The 24782-nt window shown below is 40.5% G+C and carries 20 protein-coding genes and 1 other annotated feature; of the genes, 10 read left to right on the forward strand and 10 right to left on the reverse strand.

Annotated features, from left to right (window positions below; all coding sequences use genetic code 11):
- Positions 1 to 175: 175 nt before the first annotated feature.
- Both C6Y01_RS10000 and C6Y01_RS19090 read right to left on the reverse strand, forming a co-directional pair.
- The gene (locus C6Y01_RS10000; RefSeq protein WP_189318695.1) at positions 176 to 331 is read right to left on the reverse strand and encodes an Arm DNA-binding domain-containing protein; all 156 of its coding nucleotides are present in this window, start codon (positions 329 to 331) and stop codon (positions 176 to 178) included.
- Positions 332 to 398: 67 nt separating this feature from the next.
- On the reverse strand, positions 399 to 587 hold the full coding sequence (locus tag C6Y01_RS19090) for a hypothetical protein (protein WP_106038159.1): 189 nt from the start codon (positions 585 to 587) through the stop codon (positions 399 to 401).
- Between the two features lie 542 nt (positions 588 to 1129).
- Between C6Y01_RS19090 and C6Y01_RS10010 the strand changes: the two genes are divergently transcribed.
- Both C6Y01_RS10010 and C6Y01_RS10015 read left to right on the forward strand, forming a co-directional pair.
- Entirely contained in the window at positions 1130 to 1804 is a 675-nt protein-coding gene (locus C6Y01_RS10010; RefSeq protein ID WP_106038160.1) for an NAD(P)H-dependent oxidoreductase, read from the forward strand.
- Between the two features lie 90 nt (positions 1805 to 1894).
- Positions 1895 to 2119 (forward strand) — a binding site (T-box leader).
- Between the two features lie 75 nt (positions 2120 to 2194).
- Positions 2195 to 3544: an amino acid permease gene (locus tag C6Y01_RS10015; RefSeq protein ID WP_034660121.1), complete on the forward strand. Its 1350-nt coding sequence runs from the start codon at positions 2195 to 2197 to the stop codon at positions 3542 to 3544.
- 211 nt (positions 3545 to 3755) lie between these two features.
- Here the strand turns inward: C6Y01_RS10015 and C6Y01_RS10020 are convergent, their stop codons facing one another.
- The 6 genes from C6Y01_RS10020 to C6Y01_RS10045 form a co-directional block, all read right to left on the reverse strand.
- The gene (locus C6Y01_RS10020) at positions 3756 to 5171 is read right to left on the reverse strand and encodes a HAMP domain-containing sensor histidine kinase (protein ID WP_095285736.1); all 1416 of its coding nucleotides are present in this window, start codon (positions 5169 to 5171) and stop codon (positions 3756 to 3758) included.
- Positions 5168 to 5854 carry a response regulator transcription factor gene (locus C6Y01_RS10025; RefSeq protein WP_034660119.1) on the reverse strand — a complete coding sequence of 229 codons (687 nt, stop codon included), beginning with the start codon at positions 5852 to 5854 and terminating at the stop codon, positions 5168 to 5170. Before C6Y01_RS10025 ends, C6Y01_RS10020 begins: the two co-directional genes overlap by 4 nt.
- Positions 5851 to 6834: a YncE family protein gene (locus tag C6Y01_RS10030; protein ID WP_034660118.1), complete on the reverse strand. Its 984-nt coding sequence runs from the start codon at positions 6832 to 6834 to the stop codon at positions 5851 to 5853. The genes C6Y01_RS10025 and C6Y01_RS10030 overlap by 4 nt, the downstream gene beginning before the upstream one ends.
- A 277-nt stretch (positions 6835 to 7111) precedes the next feature.
- A complete protein-coding gene (locus tag C6Y01_RS10035) occupies positions 7112 to 8446 on the reverse strand; it encodes an MFS transporter (RefSeq protein ID WP_095285737.1) in 1335 nt (444 codons plus the stop codon).
- A 40-nt stretch (positions 8447 to 8486) separates the two neighbouring features.
- Positions 8487 to 9059: a TetR/AcrR family transcriptional regulator gene (locus C6Y01_RS10040; RefSeq protein ID WP_034660115.1), complete on the reverse strand. Its 573-nt coding sequence runs from the start codon at positions 9057 to 9059 to the stop codon at positions 8487 to 8489.
- Between the two features lie 90 nt (positions 9060 to 9149).
- Positions 9150 to 11681 (reverse strand): PEP/pyruvate-binding domain-containing protein, encoded by a 2532-nt coding sequence (locus C6Y01_RS10045; RefSeq protein WP_106038161.1) that lies wholly within the window; start codon positions 11679 to 11681, stop codon positions 9150 to 9152.
- Between the two features lie 284 nt (positions 11682 to 11965).
- On the opposite strand from C6Y01_RS10045, the gene C6Y01_RS10055 reads away from it, so the two are divergent.
- The 3 genes from C6Y01_RS10055 (at position 11966) to uvrA (ending at position 17376) form a co-directional block, all read left to right on the forward strand.
- Positions 11966 to 12211: a CsbA family protein gene (locus C6Y01_RS10055; RefSeq protein ID WP_012011392.1), complete on the forward strand. Its 246-nt coding sequence runs from the start codon at positions 11966 to 11968 to the stop codon at positions 12209 to 12211.
- Positions 12212 to 12506: 295 nt separating this feature from the next.
- Positions 12507 to 14492, forward strand: coding sequence for an excinuclease ABC subunit UvrB (gene uvrB, locus C6Y01_RS10060; protein ID WP_034660110.1), 1986 nt, complete (start codon positions 12507 to 12509; stop codon positions 14490 to 14492).
- Between the two features lie 7 nt (positions 14493 to 14499).
- A complete protein-coding gene (gene uvrA / locus C6Y01_RS10065; protein WP_034660108.1) occupies positions 14500 to 17376 on the forward strand; it encodes an excinuclease ABC subunit UvrA in 2877 nt (958 codons plus the stop codon).
- A 226-nt stretch (positions 17377 to 17602) separates the two neighbouring features.
- On the opposite strand, the gene C6Y01_RS10075 is transcribed toward uvrA, so the two are convergent.
- Positions 17603 to 17833, reverse strand: a complete 231-nt coding sequence (locus C6Y01_RS10075; protein WP_034660106.1) for a hypothetical protein — start codon at positions 17831 to 17833, stop codon at positions 17603 to 17605.
- Positions 17834 to 18028: 195 nt separating this feature from the next.
- Between C6Y01_RS10075 and C6Y01_RS10080 the strand changes: the two genes are divergently transcribed.
- The 5 genes from C6Y01_RS10080 to C6Y01_RS10100 all read left to right on the forward strand — a co-directional run bounded on the left by C6Y01_RS10080 (position 18029) and on the right by C6Y01_RS10100 (position 24006).
- Complete coding sequence (locus C6Y01_RS10080) at positions 18029 to 18364, forward strand: magnetosome magnetite crystal formation protein family (protein ID WP_034660105.1); 336 nt, start codon at positions 18029 to 18031, stop codon at positions 18362 to 18364.
- A gap of 11 nt (positions 18365 to 18375) precedes the next feature.
- On the forward strand, positions 18376 to 19467 hold the full coding sequence (locus C6Y01_RS10085) for a DUF4097 family beta strand repeat-containing protein (protein ID WP_034660104.1): 1092 nt from the start codon (positions 18376 to 18378) through the stop codon (positions 19465 to 19467).
- 6 nt (positions 19468 to 19473) lie between these two features.
- On the forward strand, positions 19474 to 19668 hold the full coding sequence (locus tag C6Y01_RS10090) for a PspC domain-containing protein (RefSeq protein WP_034660102.1): 195 nt from the start codon (positions 19474 to 19476) through the stop codon (positions 19666 to 19668).
- A complete protein-coding gene (locus C6Y01_RS10095) occupies positions 19669 to 20055 on the forward strand; it encodes a phage holin family protein (RefSeq protein WP_024423577.1) in 387 nt (128 codons plus the stop codon).
- A 93-nt stretch (positions 20056 to 20148) separates the two neighbouring features.
- A complete protein-coding gene (locus C6Y01_RS10100) occupies positions 20149 to 24006 on the forward strand; it encodes a lamin tail domain-containing metallophosphoesterase family protein (protein ID WP_106038162.1) in 3858 nt (1285 codons plus the stop codon).
- A 33-nt stretch (positions 24007 to 24039) separates the two neighbouring features.
- Here the strand turns inward: C6Y01_RS10100 and C6Y01_RS10105 are convergent, their stop codons facing one another.
- The gene (locus tag C6Y01_RS10105) at positions 24040 to 24765 is read right to left on the reverse strand and encodes a GntR family transcriptional regulator (protein WP_034660099.1); all 726 of its coding nucleotides are present in this window, start codon (positions 24763 to 24765) and stop codon (positions 24040 to 24042) included.
- Positions 24766 to 24782: the final 17 nt, after the last annotated feature.

A 24782-nucleotide genomic window follows, 5' to 3' on the forward strand; every position in this document is an offset into this window, starting at 1 on the left:
TCATTATTGGCACTTTGAGCACGCTTGGTTATTTCGCCTTTTCACAAAACCATGAAGAAGCTATCAGAGGACACACATCAAGTATCGGTTATGATAAATTCCATTAGAAAAAAGCCCTTTTCGGGGGCTTCTTTTTTTATTTGAACATTATTTTTCAGATTGAAAATCCGTGAATCTACAATTCTTTTGCCTTTGCTTCTGCTGCTTTCATTGCTTCGTTTTTTGAAGCAAACCCTTTTCGAACAATCCTTTTTCTTTTCCCTGTTGCTTTATCGAGTGTTTCTAGAATATAAGAAAAAGTATTGTCTCCACACGGTTTTACACTAATCATGTTTCTCCTCCTGTAGCCGTAATATATTAAATTCATTTTACTAAATATCCCATATAAAGCAATATAATTAGAACCGCCATTCTCTTTTCTCTTTATCCCAAGTCAGTTCATTTCTTGACATAAGATTTTTTACGGCTTTTCTAATGGATTGTTCGTCTTTTCCTGTTTTTATTTTTAAGTCCTCCATTGTGGGGTTCTTGCGAAACCTGCTCATATTATATATGATCCTGTATAGCTTCCTCTCAAGATCATTCATGAAATCACCACCGTGAACTATCTTATTTGAATATCTTTTTCATTAGCTTGCCGGATGCTTTACCCGCAGCACGTCGCATGATACGTTTTCCGATAGTACCTTTTTGAACGGCATTGACGTCCCCCAGGTATTTAGATGTTTTATAAAGGAATGATCTTATTTTGTTTATGTTCATTTTGCGCTCCTTTTACGTCTGTCCATTATAAAAAAACTCCCCCAATACTCCCCCAAACTTCCCCCAAATGAATGCTTTCATCTGCATTTGTTTGCAAACGTTTGTTCTTGTGTAATGTTTAAGAAGGTTGCTAGAACAACGTTTTTTAAAACGAGAATAAAAGTTTGCATACGAAACATCTATTTGTACCTAACGAACAAAAATGTGCGTACTTGAATCAATGGAAGCTTTTCTTTTACCATAGAGATATCACATCACACATTCGGGCTGTTTGTTTTATTATCATAACAATTTCTATATGGGAATGGAAAGAAATTGGATTGATGAAACTTCTCACCCTAATCGTTCACTAGAAAGGATGAATACCATGCGAGACAAAGAGCAATTAAAAAAAGAAATCATTGAGGCGTATGAATTCCGTCATGCGACAAAAGAGTTTGACCCGACGAAAAAGATTCCAGAAGATGACTTTGCGTTCATTTTAGAAACAGGAAGACTCTCCCCAAGCTCTGTCGGGTTTGAGCCTTGGAAATTTCTCGTCGTTCAAAATGAAGCATTTAGAGAGAAATTAAAAGAATATACATGGGGTGCGCAAAAGCAGCTTCCAACTGCCAGCCATTTTGTGATCATTTTGGCAAGAACAGACGCCCGGTATGATTCAGCATATGCAGAATACATCAACAAGGAAATCAAGGGAATGACAGACGAAACGTTTGAAATGGTAAAAGAACGCTACAAAGAATTCCAAGAGAATGATCTTCATTTGATGGAAAATGACCGTACGCTCTTCGATTGGGCTTCCAAACAAACGTATATTGCCCTTGGAAATATGATGACAGCCGCGGCACAAATCGGCATTGATTCATGCCCTGTTGAGGGATTCAGCTACGATGAGATTCATCGTATTCTTGAGGAAGAAGAATTACTTGAAGATGGTCAGTACGACATCTCTGTCATGGCAGCCTTTGGGTATCGAGTCATTGAGCCAAAGCGCGGCAAAACGCGTCGTCCGATGGATGAAGTAGCCGTTTGGATTCGTTAAAAGAAAATGTCTGAAAAAGGCTGTTGACAATTGCGTGGTTAGTCAGTATATTTAAAAAATAAAATCTTTGATAAATAGACAAATTGACTATAAAACGCTTTGACTTGAGAATAGTAAATGAATATCCGTTTTCTAAGAGAGCTGCGGGGTGGTGCAACGCAGTAAAACGAATCATTGAACTCGCTCAAGGAGCGGCAAGACTGAATGAATAGTAAGTCTTTACGTGTGACCTCCGTTATCGGGTTTCAAGTTGGATTCAGCTATGTCTGAATCAATAAGAGTGGTAACGCGGTTGCAAGGTCAGTCGTCTCTTCAAGGAGATGACTGGCCTTTTTATATGCTTTTATCTTATATTTGTCTGAAGATTCAAATTTAAAGGAGCTATAGAAAATGGAAAAGGAACATGTGCAGTTAAAACGAACAATGACGTCAAGGCATATCATGATGCTCGCACTTGGCGGTGCCATCGGTGCTGGTCTGTTTAAAGGAAGCAGTTCTGCCATTGATATCGCTGGTCCTGCTGTCATTTTGGCATATATGATTGGTGGTCTTATTTTATTATTTATTATGCAAGGACTTGCCGAAATGACGGTTGCACGACCTGGCGCTAGAACATTTCGTGATTTAATTGAACCTGTGTTAGGCAAATACCCCGCCTATTTCTTAGACTGGATCTATTGGAAAATGTGGGTGCTGAACATTGCAGCAGAAGCGATCGTGTCTGCAATCTTTATTCAGTACTGGTTCCCGCAAGTACCAATATGGACACTTGTGTTAATCATTTCACTTGTTGTGACATTGATCAATGTTTGTTCAGTCAAAATGTTTGCTGAGACAGAATACTGGTTAGCCTCTATAAAAATTGCTGTCATTCTTTTATTTATTATCATTGGGTTAACGATGCTGTTTGTCTCATTCGGACAGCATGCAGCACCGGGATTATCCAACTTAACCGACCACGGGGGATTTTTCCCGAATGGAACGGGCGGCTTAATTGCGGCAATGCTGGTGGTCGTGTATTCATATGGGGGAACTGAAATGATTGGGGTCACATTAGCAGAAACAAAAAACCCTGAAAAAGTCATCCCAAAGGCCATTCAAAGTACATTTGTACGAATCATCGGTTTTTATGTACTTCCGTTCTTCATCATCGTCAGCTTGATTCCTTGGAATCAAGTAAACAATGAGCAAGTGAGTCCATTCGTCACGGTGTTTGCAACGATTGGTGTGCCATATGCAAGTGATATCATGAACGGGATTATTTTACTAGCGATCTTGTCTTCTATGAACTCTGGTCTGTATGCTTCTTCAAGGGTACTATTTACACAGGCGATGGATGGCCGTGTATGGAAGGGTTTTTCTAAGCTGTCGAAACAGCAGGTGCCAGTCAGAGCGATTCTAGTATGTACATCTACTTTGTATGCAGCCGTATTAATCTCTCTTTTTGTAGGAAGTCAAACCTTTAATTATTTAATGGGATCTTTAAGCTACACAGTCTTATTCATCTGGTTTATTATTGCTGTCGGGCATCTAAAGTCTCGAAGCGTAACAGCACCAGGAGGATATCGCGTCAAGCTGTATCCTTTCACGACATGGTTTTCTGTCATTGCGATCATTGCCATTTTTATTGGCGTAGTATCAACAACTCCGATCGTCCAAACCTTGGTCACAATGGGTATCTATCTCATCATCACTCTTTCTTTCTTCATCAATAGAAAGCGGTTTGAAACAGTTGTTTAATTTAAAAGCGTGCAGGACTTTTGAAGAAGGTCTGGCACGCTTTTTTAATGTAGTTTTATTGTTTGAACTGAAGCAATCGACTCTCCTTTTGAAAGGAATTGATGCATAAAAGTAGATGATCAAAAAGGGGCTGAAAATAGCTGTTCGAATTTAGACGACTGATGCGTATATATGGATCAAGCGAATGACCCTACCTTTAAAATCGAATTTGTTATGTCGTAGGCAGGTCTTCATCGATCGGAGTATTTGGCAGCTGAATGATGGCTGTCGTACTGCATCCTGGCTCAGATTGAATATCGAACGTGCCATGATGTTTTTTCATGATTTGATAGACAATGGCTAGTCCAAGACCGGAGCCGCCATCTTTTCTCGTACGTGCCTTATTTACTCGGTAAAATCGCTCAGAAACATGTGGAAGGTCTTCTTTTGGAATGCCGTTGCCCTCATCTGTCACTCTCAATTCAGCCATATGCTGGTGAACTAGTAATTCAATCGAGATCGATTTTCCAGAGGGAGTGTAATGAATGGCATTGTCCAGTAAATTACGAACCACTTGTTGCAGCCGATCGCTATCGCCATACACAATACAATCCTCATCAAGTGTTCGTTTCAGATAAATGCCTTTTTGATTAGCGATAAATGCCATTTGATCAAGAACGTCATGAATCAGCTGTGCAAAGACAATTGGCTCCATCGTTAGTGGATAAGAATCACCTTCTAGCTGCGCAAGGTCTAAAAGATCGTGCACAAGCCGGCTTAAACGTGCGGCCTCATCCTGGATGATGTGCATTCCTTTTTTTTGATCAATGATCCCTTCTTCAATTCCTTCAGCATATCCTTTCATATAACTTAGCGGAGTCCGAAGTTCGTGAGAGACATTCGCAAGAAATTCCCTGCGGTGCTGCTCAACTTTTTCAAGGGTAGAAGACAGTTTGTTAAAGGAGCGGCTCAGCTGGTTTAACTCATCTCCATTTTTGGTCACTGCCATACGTTTTGAAAAATCACCAGATTCCATTTCCATAGCAATTTCTTTCATTTGATTAATTGTCCGCACGACTTTATTGGAGCTTTTATATCCGATAAAGAAAATCAGGAGCAGGATCAATAAAATGGATATGCCAAGTGTCAATCTGATTTGGACAAAGGGTTCATACACATCCGATAAGGGCATGGATAGAAAAATTGCCCCCGATAGCTCATCTTTGCTTGAGAAAACAGGGATGGCGATGCCAAGAATATCTTGATGAAACTGTGAGTGTTCTCTAATCAGCACGACGGTTTCCCCTTGAAGGAGCTTTTGGCGTTCCTTGAACGTAATGAGATTATCATTTGTGTTCGTATCAAAAGGAAGACCACTTGAAAGCTCCATTGGGTCATCTGTAAAAATAATGTTCGCCTGACTTGAGTCGTTTGCCCATTTTATTCTATCGGTAAAATACGTATCTTTCCCGTGTTTATGATAGATTTGTGCCAGCTTTTTACCTTGTAAACTTAAGGAATCGATCTGTTTATCAATATATAAGTGCTGGTATAAGTAATAGGTAAGGGCAAGAGCTGAGGCAGCAACGATTCCGGTCACTACAAGGATTAAGAAGAGCACTTTCTTTTTAATCGATAAAGGCTTCATTCTTCCTCCTCAAACTTATAGCCGACACCCCAAACGGTTTTAATATGCCGTTCCGCTCCCTTTAATTTCAGTCGCAGCGTTTTGATATGTGTATCGACTGTTCGTAAAGAGCCGCTCGTGGAATGTGATTCCCACAATTTTTGATAGAGCTGTTCTCGTGAAAACACTTGGCCTTGATTGAGTAAAAGAAACATGAGTAAATCGAATTCTCTTCTAGTTAAATTAATGGGCTCCTGATGGATATAGACTTGTCTGCCATCCTGATCAATCTCCATGTTGCCAATCTGTATTCGGCTGCGCTTTAGCGAAAGACCTCTAATTCGTCTCAAGGTTGTTTCAATTCTTGCTGCAAGCTCACGTAGACTGAAAGGCTTCATGATGTAGTCATCCGCACCAATTTCTAGACCTCTAATTCGATCCTCCTCATTACTTCTAGCTGTTAAGAATAAAATGGGGATTTGAGATGTTTGCCGAATACGCTGGCAGACTTCAAATCCATCCATATCAGGCATCATGATATCCAGTACAACAAGGTCAACGGGTTCCTTTTCAAGCTGGCGTAAGGCATCCATTCCATTATTAGCTGTGATGATGTGAAAGCCTTGTCTCTTTAAAAAGGATCCGATTAACTCAAGCATATCGAACTCATCGTCTACGATTAAAATATGCATTTGTTCTTTCATTTCTTTTCCTCCAACACGATAGCATAAGGTCCTGATGGGACATTCAGTCGATTTTTCATCATGAATGTATGTTTATCGATAATTGATACTGAATTGTCATCTAAGTTACTCACATATATTGATGTGGTATCAGCGGTGATATAATTCGGGTTTTGACCAGTTTCAACAGAAGCAAGCTGCTTATTTGTCTCTGTATCTACTTTGTACAGCGTATGATCTCCATGACAAAGTACATATAAAGTAGAAGAATTTTTCTCTGAAAAGAATGCAACGGGCATAACGCCTAGTTTCATTTCTCGCTGCTTTTTACCTGTTTTTGGGTCGTAAGAAAAAATGCTTTTATTTAAGGTACCTTGTTTACCGTGTCCACCGACCCAAATGGACTTTCCATCAAAATGAATACCAGAAGGCCGTTCAAGTACAGAGAACGTACGTATATGTTTTTGCTTCTCAATATCTATGACGGAGACAGTATGACTTTCTGCATTTAAAACAAATAAAGTACCTGAAGAAGAAAATGTCATAGAAGAAGGTAACTTTCCGGTCTTCACAGTTGCTTTTATTTTTTTACGCTGCGTATCAATAAAATAAACGACATTTTTCTGTGTATCCGCTGCAATTAAGGTGTGAGAAGCTGCATCATATGTAAGAGAAGTCAGCCCTTTATTCACATCCATATAATCTGTTGCTGTACCTTTTTTTAAATTAATTTCGATAAGCGATTCTCCTTCTTTACTTGTTGCAATGATGACGTCTTTGTTGATTTGGATAAGGTCAGTGAGCGGATGTTTTAAATCAACGGAAGAGATCATTTTATTCTTTTGTAAATCAACTATTGAAAAGGAAGCTTTTTTTAATTGAGAGATGACCGCGATCGATTGAGAGCTGCCAGGTGGATTAAATTGCTGGTCTTTGCCACAGCCTGACAGGAATAATATTAGAGCTGATAAACAGATCAAAACATATTTTGCACGTTCCATTCTTCCGCTCCTTTGCGTCCTATATTTTCAAAAAGCATACCACAAAAATTGTGAAAAAAAATCGAAGTTATCAGTACTGGAAGAGATGAAAAACAGCTTTTAGGTGGGTGAACGGGGACAATTTCGATCGAAAGTTCCTTTTTTGTCTAGTCATATGGCTTTTTTTCATCTTTAAAAAAGGATTTTCAATATTTGATTACTGTACCCGCTCTAGCTTACAGTGATACAAATGATGAAAACTCCCCCGCTCTAAATCAACATAGAGCGCAGGGAGTCATTAGGCGGAATGCCCCGATGATGGAGAGGTGGAACTTGTTTTGACGCGTTGAGATAAAAGGAAACCAAGGATTCCTGCGCCCATTAATACAATAAATAAAGATTGGAAACCACTCATGATACCAATCAATGTCGATGAAATGATACTGCCAAAGTATCGAAAGGTAGAGAAAATACCAGATGCCGAACCAGATAAGCTTTGATCAACAGCAGTTAAAGAAGCCATCTGCATACTGGTCATACCAATCCCTGATGAAATTCCACCTGCGATTAGTGTCACGATTAGCAGTGGTAAGGAGGGGTACTGACTCAATGTAATTAACATGATGCCTGATAAAGTGAGGCAGAGAAATGAAAAGCGAATCATTTTTTTCGCGCCTTTTTTCGGATGAAGTCTAGCCCCTAGCAAACCGCTAAGAGACATACAAAGCGAAAATACCGATAGAATCATACCGCCTTGTGTATGAGAAAGGGCAAGTTGTTGTTCCATAAACAGCGGCATAATAAGAAGGATGGCGTACATGACAAAATTACTTAGCATGATCGACAGATTCGCATTTGTAAATGAACTGTTTTTAAATAGGGACAAATCGATGATCGGATTCTTTACTTTCCGTACATGTTTAAAGAATAAAGGAATCACAATCAATGCTAAAATGCCATAAATTAAATATTCATTTAGTAACTGGCTTTTTGTGCATAGAATGATTGTGGCAATTCCGATGGTTAAATAAAATGAACCGATGATATCTACCCTTGCTTGTAGGCGTGTATGCTTTATGTTTGGAATGAGTAAAATACCGGTGACAAGTGTAAGAAACAGAAATGGGATATTCACTAAGAATATGGAATGCCAATCAAAACTCTGAATGAGAATCGATCCAATAAAAGGCCCAAGTGCAGCACCAATACCAGCACCAAATCCAAAGTAACCCATTGTTTTAGACAGTTTTTCGGGTGATACTGTTGCACGAATCAATGCAATGCTATTCGGTGTTAAAATAGCCCCGCCAGCTGCTTGAATGGATCGAAAGATGATGAGAAATGCTAGGTTAGGTGCTAAAGCACAGCCAATCGAGCCGATTAAAAAGAGTGTCACTCCGGTTAAATACATGCGGCGGTGTCCGTATATATCTCCTAACTTACCAGCGATAGGCTGAGTGACCGCCATGACAATAAGATAAATCGTGACAACCCAAGTAATGTTTGAAATGGATTGATCATAATAAGTTGATATGGATGATAGAGCGACTGCGATCATCGTTGAGTTGACCGGAACTAGTATAGCTCCAAGTAACAAAGAATAGATGATCAAGCTCTCTTTTTGTAACCTCAATGTGTATACCACCTTTTGTAAAAAAGAAGAATTCCACCCTTTAAACGGGAGAAATTCCTCTCATGAAAATGTGTGTGTATGTCTCAATAAAATCATCTTTTTGTGTTAAAACGAGTTGGAAGTCTTGCTCTAGCTGCTGAATAAAAAAACCGAAATACGTACTAATGAAAATGTCTGCATAAATGTCTTCTTTTCCTTTTAAGACATGATGCTGAGCACTCATCTTTTTGAAATATTGTATCAGCATTTCCCTTAGTTCTTGAGGATAAATTTTTTCATGACTGGTCAAATCTTTAAACATAGCTGGTTCTCGCATGCTGATATAAATAAATTCTTTTTTTGAAGTTAAATCTTCAAGGAAATAGGAACCGAGAAACTTTAAATCGGTGTATAAATCGCCTTTAAATTCTGCTTCTAAGGTTTTCGTCGGTGTCGATTTCATTTTCATAATGGCAGTAATGACGCCGCGTTTGTTTTTAAAGTTGCGGAAAATAGTCGCTTCACTGACATTCGCTTTTGTGGCTATTTCTTTGGTTGTGGTTTTTTGATAGCCCTTTTCAGTTAATAAATCCATTGTTGCGCGAATGATTCGTTGATTTGTAGATTTTAACAAGCATACTCACCTCAGGTTATGAATGTGTTTGCAACAAAGTAAGTATACCGATAAAACCTATGACCGCCAATATGACCCAAAACGATAAAGTTAGACACGTGAATGCTGTTTTAATATCTGAATGCGTCCATTGCTACCATCTACTGTCACAAGGTCACCGGATTGAAGTGTTTCAGTCGCTATTCGGGTACCTAGGACAGCTGGCATCATATACTCTCTAGCGATAATAGCTGAATGAGACAAAATGCCGCCAGCATCGGTTATGACGGCTTTTGCATCTCTAAATAAGCTCGTCCATAAAGGTGTGGTTGTTTTGCAAACTAAAACATCATCCTTTTGAAATTGTGAGAATTCCTCAGCACATGTAATGACTTTTACTCTTCCAGAAACAATACCGCTAGATGCGCCAATTCCATAGATCATATCGTTTGTGTTATTTTCATTTTCTCTTAATGAACCGAGCATTCTTTCCACTTGCTGCAATTCAGCTTCAGTGGGGGTGCCCATATAAGCTGGTGGTTGAATGGCTTCATTTTCTTTCATTTCAATTTTTCTTTGTGCGATGACCGTGTCGAATGTTGTAGACGTTGTGAGCGCTGTGTGTACCTCCTCATCGTAGAGATACCATAGATCTTCTTGATGGGGAATCGCTCCTTTTTGTACAAGAAGTTCACCAATTTTTAATAGATATACCCTGGCTTTAGCATCTAACATGGCATCAATGTAGAAGTGATGATCATCACGGATATTAGCGGCCTGTAGGGCAAATTGATAAAGTGTCTCAAATTTTGTTTTAAACGCTTCATCCTTCACTTGGCTCATAAAATGTTCATATGTCTCTTGTCTTTTGATGACGGCTTGTACAAATTCTTCATCAAAATCACATTGGGACTGAATGTTGTTTCTGATGATATCTAAAATAAACTCAGGGTTTTCCACCCATGTCTCTTCCGTAAGGTCATGACTTTTAACAGATCGCCAGCCATAGACTTGAAGAAAATCCTCTAATTCCAAAATGAAGTGTCTGCCTTTTTCCGAGTGATTGAGTGCATCAAGCAGCTCTGGGTTCTTTTCATTGTTCATAAATGCTTGATGAAGTTCAGGATCTTGAAGGACACTCTTTGCAAAATCAGAAAGCTTCTTGTCTGTTTCAAGAGATTTGTTCATCACGCCTATCAACATCTCATGCAGCAGGACCACTTGTGTTTGATCACCAGTATATGTCACAAGCATGTCTTCGATCATAGCCGATAGAATAACTTGTGGTATGACAATATCAAAATGATCATCGTAGGCTTGTATATAAAAAGCCTTTAATTCTTCGAAGCCGATGATGGCTTCTTCAATGGTCATAGGTTCCTTCATTTGGCGATCGAGTTTTTCGTAAAAGGGAAAGAAATTTTTCTCTAAAATCTCATACATACGTTCACTTAAATGCGGAAATAACTCAAATATGCGCTCATCAAAAACTGGCGCAGCTTCTGCACTCGCTTCAGGCAGTGACGGTGCTGAGTACAGGTGGCCTCTATAAAGCTTGATATTTTTAATATTCAGATCAGGTACTTGATATTTTTCACCATTTTTCTTCATTCCGCTTTTTAATGCTGGGATGATCAGACTTGAGAAGAGAGGACTTGTTGGGCCCGGCATATGATCGTCCATTGAGATCCAGAAATCCTGCAGCTCATCTGGCTGCATTTGAAAAGAAACACCTGCTGTTTCATCTGCTGCTTTTGGGAGAGCTGCGGTAATCGGCCTGGCTTGAAGTAAATAAAATGTGCCATTTGTTATTCCAAATTCGATATCGACTCCATGTCCATAAAGTGCTTCTACTTGTTTGGTGATTTGCGTCATTTCTTCTAATTGATCATCATTCAGGCAAAATTGCCCAGCCATTTCCTCCGTTACTGCTTGTTCTATGACACCCTCTTGATAAGGAACAATTTGCAGCTCTTTCGTTCCAAGTGATTTTTCAATAGAAAGTGTCTCTTTGTTTACAATAAATGTGTCTGGTGTCACAAGCCCGGAGACGATTGCTTCTCCTAGTCCGTAGCTTGCTGTCAGCATCATTTCATTTGTTTTTCCCGATACGGGATTCTCACTAAAGATGACTCCGGAGACGTCAGAATGGATCAATCCTTGCACGACAACAGCCATGAGCGGCATCTCTTCCCCGTTTTCATCCATCTCTTCCTTATATTCTGTCACTCTCGCTGCAAAATAAGAAGACCAGCATTCTTTGACAGCCTGTAGGAATTCTTCATTTGTTTTGATATTTAAATAGGTCTCGTACTGTCCTGCAAATGAGGCGCCTTCGAGATCTTCAGCAACAGAAGAGGATCGAACTGCAACTGAGGGATAAGTCTTCCGCAATGATTGAAAGGACGCAAGGAGTTCTGCTTCCATTTGAGAAGGAAACGATGCTTCTTTGATTTTGTGAGCAAGGTTTTGTTCAGTTGGATGCAGGTTGTGATATGAAAGAAAGCTGGAAAAGCTGTTGGTTTTGATAATAAATCCATCTGGGACTGGCAGTCCGTGATTGTTTAATTTAATTAAATTCAAGCCTTTTGCCCCTGCGAGTGCTGCGGATTCTTCAGCCGCATGAAATAAAACTGAATACATGGGAATGCCCCCTTATCCAAATAGCCAATGGTTTGTATGTCTCTCTATAGTTTTTAAAATGATAGTGCGCACTATCATTTTAATCATAGGATTTATTGGATGTTACTGTCAAAGACGGAAAGACCTATCTTTACAAAGGGGACATTCTCACTAATTTCCTTCCATATCTATATCAAAAGTCTCCGAACAGAAAGAAAAATAGGTGAAATTGAAAACTGTGAATTGTTCAATATGCCAATCTTTACTATAATCAAGGAAGTAGACCAAGAAGAGGGAGGGTTTTTGTGATTACAAAAGCCATATTTGCACTTGTTTTTCCTTTCCTGCTCGTTATTTTATTTTCAAAGGTTACTTATAATCATTATGTGGGCATTGCATTAACAGCAGCGCTTTTATTTGCCTCGTACATGAAGGGCTATACAGAAACCTACTTTATTGTGGGATTAGATATAATTTCTTTAGTAGCTGGGGCATTATATATGGCTAAAAAAGAAATTGAAAAAAGAGAAAAGGCTGAAAAACATCATTGATGTCATCATTAAGAGCGTGATAGGCCGAAAGGTGACGTTTTTTAAGCTGTGCTTACGAATTCTAGTGAGTGCAGCTTTCTTTTTGTGCTCTTTTTCTGCTCATCGAATATCTCTCACCAAAATGTTCCATACTGAAAGGAAGGTTTTCGTAAGAGGGTTATTTGCCATTGAAGAGAGGGTATGACTGTATTGGAAATAAAAATCAAGCAAGAGCCGAACTTTAGTTCGTATTTTTGTGTTCTTTTATGATAATATATTCATTAGATAGATTTCGTAACGAAACGGAGGCTTTGATGTGAGTGACCGCTTTGAATTAGTTTCTAACTATCAGCCCCAAGGAGATCAGCCGAAGGCGATTGAAAAGCTTGTTGAGGGGATCCATCAGGGGAAACAGCATCAAACGCTGTTAGGTGCTACAGGTACGGGAAAGACCTTTACTGTATCCAACCTGATCAAAGAAGTGAACAAACCGACACTTGTCATTGCGCATAACAAGACACTTGCCGGTCAGCTATACAGCGAGTTCAAGGAATTCTTTCCGAATAATGCTGTCGAATATTTTGTGAGTTACTATGATTATTACCAGCCAGAGGCGTATGTGCCCCAGACTGATACATTTATTGAAAAGGATGCCAGCATCAATGATGAGATTGATAAGCTGAGACACTCCGCTACGTCCTCGTTATTTGAGCGGAGAGATGTCATCATCATTGCCAGTGTGTCCTGTATTTATGGCTTAGGTTCGCCAGAGGAATACCGAGAGCTTGTGCTGTCTTTACGTACTGAAATGGAGATTGAACGCAATCAGCTTCTTCGTAAGCTGGTGGACATTCAGTATTCTCGTAATGATATAGATTTTCAGCGCGGAACCTTCAGAGTACGAGGAGACGTCGTTGAAATTTTTCCTGCTTCACGTGATGAGCATTGTATCAGAGTGGAGTTTTTCGGTGATGAAATTGAACGTATTCGTGAAGTGGATGCATTGACTGGAGAAATACTCGGTGATCGTGAACATGTGGCTATTTTCCCAGCATCTCACTTCGTCACAAGAGAAGAAAAAATGGAAAAAGCAATTATTAATATTGAACAAGAGCTTGAGGAGCAGCTCGAAAAGCTTCGAGATAATGGAAAATTGCTAGAAGCGCAGCGCCTTGAGCAGCGGACAAGATATGACCTTGAGATGATGAGAGAAATGGGCTTTTGTTCAGGAATCGAGAACTACTCAAGGCATCTGACCTTGCGCCCTCCTGGTTCAACACCTTACACATTGCTTGATTATTTCCCAGATGATTTTATGATTGTTGTCGATGAGTCACACGTGACGATCCCGCAAATCCGCGCGATGTACAACGGGGACCAAGCAAGAAAGCAAGTGTTGGTTGATCACGGATTCCGTCTGCCTTCAGCACTTGATAACAGACCGCTCACCTTTGATGAGTTTGAAAAGCATATCAACCATATTGTGCATGTATCTGCCACTCCTGGTCCTTATGAGCTTGAGAAAACCCCAGAGGTTGTAGAACAAATTATTCGTCCAACAGGTTTACTTGATCCAATCATTGAAGTGCGTCCGATTGAAGGTCAAATTGATGACTTAATTGGAGAAATTCATGCGCGGATTGAGAAAAATGAGCGTGTGCTCGTGACTACGCTGACGAAGAAAATGTCTGAGGATCTCACAGATTACTTAAAAGAGATCGGAATCAAGGTCAATTATCTGCATTCAGAAATTAAAACCCTTGAGCGGATTGAGATTATTCGAGATTTACGTCTCGGAAAATATGATGTGCTTGTGGGAATCAACCTTCTTCGTGAAGGACTGGATATTCCAGAGGTGTCGCTCGTGACGATTTTAGATGCGGATAAAGAAGGCTTTTTACGCTCTGAAAGATCCCTCATCCAGACGATTGGCCGTGCAGCGAGAAATTCAGAAGGCCGGGTCATTATGTATGCAGATAAAATGACCAAATCAATGGATATTGCGATTCAAGAAACGAAGCGCAGACGAGAGCAGCAAGAGGCGTATAATGAGAAATTTGGGATTACTCCGCAAACCATCCATAAGAAAATCAGAGATGCCATTAAGGCAACAAAGATACATGAGGAATCGGAAGAATATGAAACAAATGCAGCACCAAAGCTGTCAAAAATGAGCAAAAAAGAACGAGAAAAAGTGATCGAAAAGGTCGAGATGGAAATGAAAGATGCAGCAAAAGCGCTTGATTTTGAAAAAGCAGCAGAATTAAGAGATCTATTGCTAGAGCTAAAAGCGGAAGGATGATTGCCTGATGGCTATGGAACGAATAGAGGTGAAAGGTGCTAGAGCCCACAACCTTAAAAATATTGATGTGAATATCCCGCGTGACCAGCTAGTGGTCATCACGGGTTTATCTGGTTCAGGAAAATCGTCTCTTGCCTTTGATACCATTTATGCAGAGGGTCAGCGCCGATACGTTGAATCTCTTTCAGCGTATGCGCGCCAATTTCTCGGTCAAATGGATAAACCGGATGTAGATGCCATTGAAGGTCTTTCTCCGGCGATTAGTATTGACCAGAAGACGACGAGCCGGAACCCTAGATCAACGGTTGGAACCGTTACTGAAATCTATGATTATTTACGTCTCTTGTATGCTCGAGTCGGGAAACCTATTTGTCCGATACATGGGATTGAAATTACGTCCCAAACGATTGAGCAGATGACAGATCGTATTTTAGAATATCCAGAAAGAACGAAATTGCAAGTGCTTGCTCCGGTTGTATCTGGTCGCAAAGGAACACATGTCAAAGTACTTGATCAAATTCGAAAGCAGGGCTATGTTCGAGTAAGAGTCGACGGAGAGATGGAAGATCTGTCAGAAGAGATCGAGCTTGAAAAGAACAAGAAGCATTCCATTGAAGTCGTGATTGACCGAATCGTGGTGAAGGAAGGCGTTGCGGCTCGGCTGTCTGACTCCCTTGAAACGGCGCTGCGACTAGGTGAAGGCCGTGTGATGATTGACGTGATTGGACAAGAAGAGCTGTTATTCAGTGAACATCATGCTTGTCCGCACTGCGGATTCTCTATTGGTGAGCTTGAGCCGAGAATGTTTTCATTTAATAGTCCTTTCGGTGCCTGCCCGAGCTGTGACGGGCTTGGCTCTAAACTAGAAGTTGACCCTGAGCTCGTCATCCCTAATAAGGATTTGACGTTACGACAGCATGCTATTGCCCCATGGGAGCCGCAAAGCTCACAATACTATCCTCAGCTTCTTGAGGCAGTATGTACACATTACGGCATCGACATGGACATTCCAGTGAAGGATATACCGTCGCATTTATTTGATAAAATTTTATATGGCAGCGGCTCTGAACGGATTTATTTTAAATATGAAAATGATTTTGGTCAGGTACGTGAAAATGAAATTGAATTTGAAGGCGTTCTTCGTAACATTGAGAGACGCTATAAGGAAACCAGCTCTGATTATATTCGTGAGCAAATGGAAAAATATATGGCTAATCAGCCATGTCCGACATGTAAAGGATATCGTCTGAAAAAAGAAACGCTTGCGGTTCTGATCAATGGAAAACATATCGGAGAAATCACTGATTTGTCTGTCTCTGATGCCCTTGATTTATATGGTGAAATCGAGTTGTCTGAGAAAGATTTGCAGATTGCCCAGCTCATTTTACGTGAAATCAAAGAACGCTTGTCTTTCTTAAATAATGTGGGATTAGATTACCTCACATTGAGCCGGTCAGCGGGCACACTATCCGGCGGAGAGGCGCAGCGGATTCGTCTGGCGACTCAAATCGGGTCAAGGCTGACAGGTGTTCTTTATATATTAGATGAACCATCCATTGGTCTGCATCAGCGTGATAATGACCGGTTGATCGGGACATTGAAAAACATGCGTGACATCGGGAACACCCTCATTGTCGTAGAGCATGATGAGGATACGATGCTGGCCGCTGATTATTTGATTGATATTGGACCTGGAGCAGGAGTTCATGGAGGAGAAGTGATTTCAGCTGGGACGCCGGAAGAAGTCATGAAGGACAAGAAATCTTTAACAGGACAATATTTATCGGGTGAGAAATTTATTCCGCTGCCGATCGAAAGAAGAAAGCCTGACGGCCGCTACATTGAGATCAAAGGTGCAAAAGAAAACAACCTCAAAAACGTCAATGCGAAGTTTCCTCTAGGCGTCTTTACAGCTGTGACCGGTGTGTCCGGCTCAGGGAAAAGTACGCTTGTGAATGAAATTCTATTAAAATCACTTGCGCAAAAACTGCACAGAGCGAAGGCGAAGCCAGGACAGCACAAAGAGATCAAAGGAATGGATCACTTAGATAAGGTGATTGATATTGATCAATCTCCAATCGGCCGTACGCCGAGATCCAATCCAGCTACGTATACAGGCGTATTTGATGATGTGCGGGATGTGTTTGCACAAACCAATGAAGCAAAGATACGAGGCTATAAAAAAGGCAGATTCAGCTTTAACGTCAAAGGCGGACGCTGTGAGGCGTGTCGTGGAGATGGCATTATTAAAATCGAAATGCACTTTTTACCTGATGTGTATGTGCCTTGTGAGGTGTGCCACGGGAAACGTTATAACCGCGAGACACTTGAGGTCACATATAAAGGGAAAAACATTGCCGATGTCCTTGAAATGACTGTGGAGGACGCACTCCAATTTTTCGAGAATATCCCGAAAATTAAGCGGAAGCTTCAAACGATTTTTGATGTTGGGCTAGGATACATTACACTTGGACAGCCTGCGACGACATTGTCCGGGGGAGAGGCGCAGCGTGTGAAATTAGCATCTGAGCTTCACCGCCGTTCAAACGGAAGGTCTCTTTATATTTTAGACGAGCCGACAACAGGTCTGCATGTGGATGATATTGCCCGTTTATTAAAAGTGCTTCAGCGTTTGGTCGAAAACGGAGATACGGTACTAGTGATTGAGCATAACCTTGATATTATCAAGGCTGCTGATTACCTCGTTGATCTCGGACCAGAGGGCGGTGCAGGCGGCGGAACGATCATTGCATCTGGGACTCCTGAGCAGATTGCAAAAGAAGAAGCTTCTTACACTGGTCGATACTTGAAGCCTATTTTAGAACGTGACCGTGAACGAATGAAACAGTTGGTCAAAGAAACAGAAAGTGTAACTTCATCATAAAAAAACCCTCGTTAAGAGGGGTTTCAGATTGTTGACAAAGGGCTAAAATGATGTTTATTTTAGCCCTTTGTCTTCTTTTCAGTGTGATAGAAAAACTTTGAAGTCTAGGAAGGATGAGCACTGGCGCGGAGCGAATTTGACATTCGGGAGCACCAGCGCGCAGTCCTGACAAAGAATGCGAGGGTTTGCCTACACGCTGAAACCCCTCGTTAAGAGGGGTTTTCTTTTATTGCGCATCTTCCTTTGGCATTAAATGACTGAGTTGCGTTAAATCCTTTAAAATATGTGTGCTGCTGCTGTCGAGCAGTACTTTTAAATAACGGATATCACCATACTTTGGATGAGACGGATGAATGGTCTCAAGCTCCCTGATCATATCGCTGTTCATGCTTTTCTGTTTCTGTATAAGGTCTAAAAGCGTTTGAGCCGTGTGGTTAGTATTATGATGATCTGTCAAAATAATTACCCCCTATAATGATAATCACCATCTTTTCAACATATTTTAAAGGGTAATCCGTGAAGAATCTATACTTAGGTGCAAAAAGATATAATTTGTGTCTAAGGTCATATGTAATTCGAATGATTTTGAAACTTTTGATACGCAATAAACGTATGAGTTAGAAAGGAATTTTCATCATGAAGGAGCGAATATATGAATAGAGATCAGTCGATCATTGCATCTATTTGTTATTTTAGTGTATTTTTTATGCCGTTTATTGTACCGATCGTGGCATATTTTGTAGTTGATCAAAAGGAAACGAAACGGCACGCGATGCGGGCATTGTGGTCACACCTTTTGCCAGTTGCAGCGTGCGTGATACTGGTTTTTGGATCTATCCCATTTTTATTGGCGACACAGGCAAGTGACTCACTTATTCCAGTGATCACGATGCTCATCTTGTCCTTTTTAGTCGCCATTGGCTTTTTGATCTCTGTCATTTGGAATATCATTCAAGGTATTAAAGTACTTCAATCCATCAAATCGTAGGAGGGCTTTGTATGAATGAAAAAGAACGCATTTTAAAATTAGTAGAAGACGGGACATTATCGGCAAAAGAAGCGATTACGCTGCTTGAAAAACTAGAAGAAAGTCAGTCTGTTTCATTAGAAAAGTCTACAGCTAATCACACCTTTCATGAAGAAAAAGCTGGCACAGAGAGCAAAGGAAATGGTACTGAAAATCTTGGTGCAAAGCTGTTTGGCTGGTTAGATTCTGCGGTGAAAAAGGTGAAAGACGTAGATCTTGATTTAAACTTTGGACAGTCGGTCGACGTTGAGCACATTTTTCAGTTCAAAGACGCCACGCTCTCTCATTTAGATATTCAATTGTCGAACGGCAGTCTCAATGTGATGCCTTGGGACGATGGGGATATTCGTGCAGAGTGCCATGCGAAAATCTACCGTGCAGAGGACGGAGAGCAGGCAAGACAGCAATTTCTCAATCAATTGGACTGCGGCCTGGAAGGGGATAAATTTTTTATACGGACCGAAAAGAAGACGATGAAAGTCAATGTCACTTTATATGTACCTCGTATCCAATACGATAAAATCAAGGTTAAACTGTTTAATGGTCCGATTCGCGGGGAAAAGCTAAAGACAAAAGAACTTGCTGCGAAAACCACCAATGGTGTTGTCTCTTTTGCCTCGTTACAGGCAGAAAAGGTCGGAATTGAAACAGCAAACGGACAAATTAAACTGGCGGATCACGAGTGTGGTATGATTGAAGTAGAAACCATCAATGGGCTCATTGACCTGCGCGGGAAAAGTGAATCAATTGATGCCCAAAGCTTTAACGGAAACATTGCTGTTCAGCTGTCGGATGAAAAGTGCCGTTCCATTTATGCGAAAACGACAACAGGCAGTGTGGACGTCCAGATCCCGCGTGCGTGTGCAGTGACCGCTGAACTGAAAAGCAATCTTGGGTCTATTTCTCATGATTTGCTTGATGCAGAGATGATTAAAGAGAAAAATGAAACATTACAAAAAGAGAAAATGATCAAAGCCAATCAACAGGCAGTGAACAGTATATCCATTTTTGCAGAAACAAAAACAGGTTCAATTCAAGTAAAGCACCAATCAGACAAGGAGTGATTCTACATGAAGAAGCTTTATCGTTCAGCAACAGATAAAAAAATAGCGGGTGTTGTTGGTGGACTTGCCGAATACTTAAGTGTCGATGCATCCCTGCTTCGCATTTTAACAGTCATCATCGGATTTTTGACAGCATTTATGCCTATCTTCCTGGTCTACTTCATCTGGTATTTTGTTGTTCCGGAAGAAGGCACTAAATAAATGCTTAGATGGATCGTCAGTATTTTAGTAAATGCATTACTTTTAATCGTCATTGCTGGATATTTTGATTCAGGCATTCTGCCAGGGCTCGGAAGCGTATATATTGAAGGGTTTGGGGCAGCCATTGTCGCAAGTATCATTTTATCCTTGCTCAATATTTTAGTGAAGCCGTTTTTGATCATTTTAACGCTTCCAGTAACCGTCCTTTCACTAGGATTGTTCTTGTTTGTGATTAATGCCATCACATTGATGATGACATCGAGCTTTATGGGTGATAGTTTTAACATTGATGGGTTTGGAACGGCCATTTGGATGGCTGTCATTTTATCCATTTTCCATCTGTTGATACAAAAAGGAATTGTGGAGCCGTTAGCGAAAAAAAGCTAACGGTTTTTTTGTACCATTTTGTATCGTTTCTCCGTTTCATCTGACATAAAAACTTCCTTCAGGAGACACAATATCCGAAGGAGGCGGTGCACGATGGTGAACGTGAGCAGACAAATCATGCTTTTATGTTTTTTTATCATTCTTTTTTGTTTCAATCAGCCTGCTTCAGCAGGGCCTTTTATTCAAACACAAGTCAATATACCGGACAAGCCTTTTTCTCCTTTTATCTTTGATCGATTTCATGTGGATGTCCGTCCAGTTCTAGGGGAAAAAAGCCGTGATCTCCAGTTTCGTGCGTCTATTACGGATCCGGAACAAATTTTGTCTGCGAACTTGTACTATAAACAAAGTGATGAACTGGGGTACCGTTTGCTTCCAATGGAACGGTTACCAGGTATGAAGCCAGAATTTACAGCGAAAATTCCGCCAGATCAATTATGGAATTCAACCGTTCGTTACTATACAGAGTTTCTTACGCAAAAGTCCGTGATCAAAACGGCAGAACAATCTGTACACTTAAATGGATTTGAAGAGGATCTTTCTCACATTCCGGACTTAGTCATCACGGAAATTGTCGTCAATTCAAAGAATCGCAAAGGCAAAGATGCATTTGAATTTATCGAGGTGTATAACACGACACATGAGCCAATCTCTCTTAAACATTATCAACTTCGCTACCGCAATCCTGCACAAGGAACTGAAATGGATGATGTGTATTCCTTTCACGCAAATCCAGTCACCATTTCACCTGGAAAACCTTATGTTTTCTGGCTGAGGAAAAAAGGGCAGGAGCATTTAACTGTAGCGGACTTCAATGCCATGTACAAAAGTCAATTAAAAGAGGGAGAGCATGTATCTGTCATCGAGAGCAAAGGGCTGTCCAACTCTAAATCTCGTCTTGTTTCAATCACAACAAATATAGGGGAGGAGATTTCTTCAGCAGCATTTCGTTTGAAGCCATCATGGTTTAGTGAGCATAAATCTTTGCTGTTTAAATATCCAATGGACGGTACTTCGCAAATGAAGCTGATCTCGAAAATTGAAGAAGAGCCTACGCCTGGAAAAGTGCTAAAAGCACAAATTCCATCTGAGAAAAAAGAAATGTCTCAAGATATCCATAAACCTGTGATTGAAGATATGACAGTGAGGAAACCAGTGAAACCAACTGAAAGCATAGAGATTAAAGCGGATGTACAGGATGATCAGGCCGTCAAAACCGTCAAGCTTCGCTATCGAACAAATCGGAAAGATGATTTCAAGGAAATACTGCTTCAAAAAGATCATAACGACCGGTTATTTCATCATATTATTTACTCACCTGAGTTGATTGGTAAAGAACAATTGGAATATCAGCTTGAAGCGTCAGACGGCGAAAATACAGCAATGACGATGAAAAAAATGATTGATGTGGAGCAGGTTAGCAAAGCCCACGGTCTTCGATTCAATGTAGAAGAAGGAGATACGGTTTCAGGATTATTTCCATTAAAGGCAACGTCTGATCGGAAAAAAAGCATTGAATTATTGATAGATGGAAAGCGGAATCAGCAAGTATTTTCTGCCCTTGAAGCAGATCCATATATCGCATTTGATGTCAAAGGGACAAATTTATATTTTAAAAATGGTGTGTCCATAGGTAAGCACTTACTTTCTATTTTTGATGATTCGACAAAAGTGTATCGTACCTATACAATGCCAATACCAGAAGCAGAGATGAAAAAAGCAGGTCTCCAAACGATCTCCTTCCATGCTGGAACGAAGTCTTCTCCAGTAGATCGGCTGCCTGGAGAGAATCACGATGATTTTGAATTAAAAAACGTCCGGATGATCCTGTCGAATGGAACACAAATTCCTCCAATCAATGCAAAGCCGCAAAAAGAATGGAAAATGGGAGACAGCGGTAACGCCAAACAGGTAAGAACATTTCAATTTGAAATTCCAAAAGAAGCTTATGTTTCAACCTATATGAAGTGGGACACAAGAAGGCTGAAAGAGGGGCCGCATTTGATTGAGGCCAAAACCTCAGACGAGCATGCATCTGTACATGTGAACGTTGATAACACAGGTCCGAAAATCAAGACCAACGTTCAAACAAAGGATCCATATAAAGGAGCCTTTACGTTAAAAGCAAAGGTAACGGATCGTTGGAGTGACATAGAGGAGATGAAGGCATATGTAGATGGCAAGCCAATTTCCTTGCCATATCAGACGTCCTCTAGCGAATTAAACCCGGGTGAGCACACGTTGACAATTAAAGCAAAAGATGCCGCAAGGAACATGTCGACGTTGAAAAAAGAATTCAAAACGGTACATGAACACCCTGAGACACCAGAACGAGTAGCAGATAAGACGAAAATGAAATCGTCTAAGCAAACTGTGCTCACCAAGGATCCAACGAATGATAAGCTGGATTACTCCTTTTACCGTGCCTATCAATATACATCGCTGCATCCATCAATGAAGATTTTGAAATATGCAGCGGAGACAGAACCGCCAAAAAGCTTTAACGAAAAAGGAGAAATGATCTTTTCTAATCAAGAAAGGAATCGCATTGCATTTGCTGATGGTAAGTCAGTTGAAACGAAGGATTTACATCGTTTTCCTTATCATCGTTTTCAAATCAAGGTTCATCAAGATGTACGTGAAAAGGATGTCGTCGAAGCGATGTGGAAAGGGAGTTCATTGTCAGGGAGAAAGGTGACCATGTATGCATGGAATCATCAGCAAGAAAAGTGGGATAAAATCACTCATCATTTTGCTGAAGATCAAAAAGAATTTTACCTGAAAGGACTGCTATCAGTAAGACAGTACATGAAGAATCATACGTTTGATTTGCTTGTACAGGATGAAATCAGCAAAGCGCAAAAGCCATATAAGATGGTTTGGATGTCTGACACACAATATTATGCAAAGAGCTATCCTCATATCTTTAAACAAATGGTCGAGTGGATCCGAGACCAGAGGGAGAAGTTAAACATTCAATATGTGTTCCATACAGGTGACATTGTGGATGATTCAAAGGATAAACAATGGCATCGTGCCGATACGTTTATGCGTGTGTTAGATGAGCATCAGATTCCATACGGTGTTTTAGCAGGAAATCATGATGTTCGACATAAGGACGGCTTATATGCGGAATATGGGAAATATTTCGGGGAGAAACGCTTTGCAAATAAACCTTACTATGGTGAATCCTATCAAAACAATCGAGGTCATTATGATCTCATCTCTGCCGGTGGCAATGATTATATGATGGTATACATGGGCTGGGGGATTAAGCAAGATGAAATTGATTGGTTAAACCGTGTGATTTCTGAGCATCCAGATCGCATCGTCATTTTAAATTTCCATGAGTATTTGTTGGTGAGTGGCAACCGCAGCCCGATTGGCGACCTCATCTTCCATCAGGTGGTGAAACGCCATCCCAATATTGTGGCAGTATTTAGCGGCCATTATCACGGAGCAAGCAGGAAAGTAGATGAGCTTGACGATGACCAGGATGGCAAAGTAGACCGGAAAGTATATCAAATACTCGCTGATTATCAGTCAGGACCTGAAGGTGGACAAGGGTTTATGAGGCTGATAACAGCCGATCAAGAAAAAAACCAGCTTCATTTTACGACGTACTCACCTTATATGAATCAAGAGCATTTCTATGATCCTAAAACGTATGGAGATCAGGATGAATTTTCAATTGATGTGGATTTGACGCCGAAAATGAAATCTGTCAAAACCAATTATTTTGAACTTAATGTCTACACAAATGTCCTGATAGGAGAGGCACGCGGTGTAAAAAGCGGCAAAAAAGCAAGCTTTGAGTGGAAAGGCTTAAGGCCAAATGAAGACTATTATTGGTACACTGTAGCAAAAGATCGTTTTCAAGGAAAAGCAATTTCGCCTATATGGAAAATTCATACAAAAGATGATCGTGAAGCAACATTTCTTAGGAAATAAAAAACAGTGCTCCTCCTTTTATGAGGGCACTGTTTATCTTTCCATTGTATGAATGAGCTTGTAACGATCCCCTCTATACACGGAGAGAACATACTCAAATGGAATGTCATTCTGAAAATAAGTCGTTCTTGCGATTGAGAGCACGGGATCGCCTGTTGAAATAGACAGCACGTGTGCTTCTTCCTTTGAAGCTACATTCGCTTCAAGCTCTTGTTTTGCATGAGCAATTGCAAGGCCTGTTTGAGTCTCTATATATTCATATATAGAGCCAGTTAAATGTTCCTTTGTTAAATCTCCTGCAAATGCTTCAGGGATATAGCTCGTTTCAATCGCCATCGGTTCATCATTTGCAAGGCGTATCCGTTTGAGTTCAAATATAGCATCGCTATTTGACAGTTGTAAGACAGGCAGTAAGTGCTCTGGACATACGGTTTTTTTAAAGTCAATGAGCTGGCTTGAAGCTTTAAGCCCACGCTGGCGCATATCCTCTGTAAAGCTTGTTAAGCCTTGAAGCGGCTGTTCAAATTTTTTTCGGCTAACAAAGGTGCCTTTTCCTTTTTGTCGATACAAATATCCTTCGTTCACAAGGTTCGATAAGGCTTGTCTGACAGTCATTCGACTTATACCAAAGCGTTCGGCATATTCTCTTTCAGAAGGAATGAGTGTATCAGGTGCTAATGTTCTATCCTCAATCTGTTTTTTCAAGTTCTCCATAATCTGATGGTACATCGGAATAGGTGACTGCTTATCAATAAACATGTGAAAATCCTCTCGTG

Source organism: Bacillus sp. NMCC46 (assembly GCF_002998465.1).
Lineage (GTDB): Bacteria > Bacillota > Bacilli > Bacillales > Bacillaceae > Bacillus.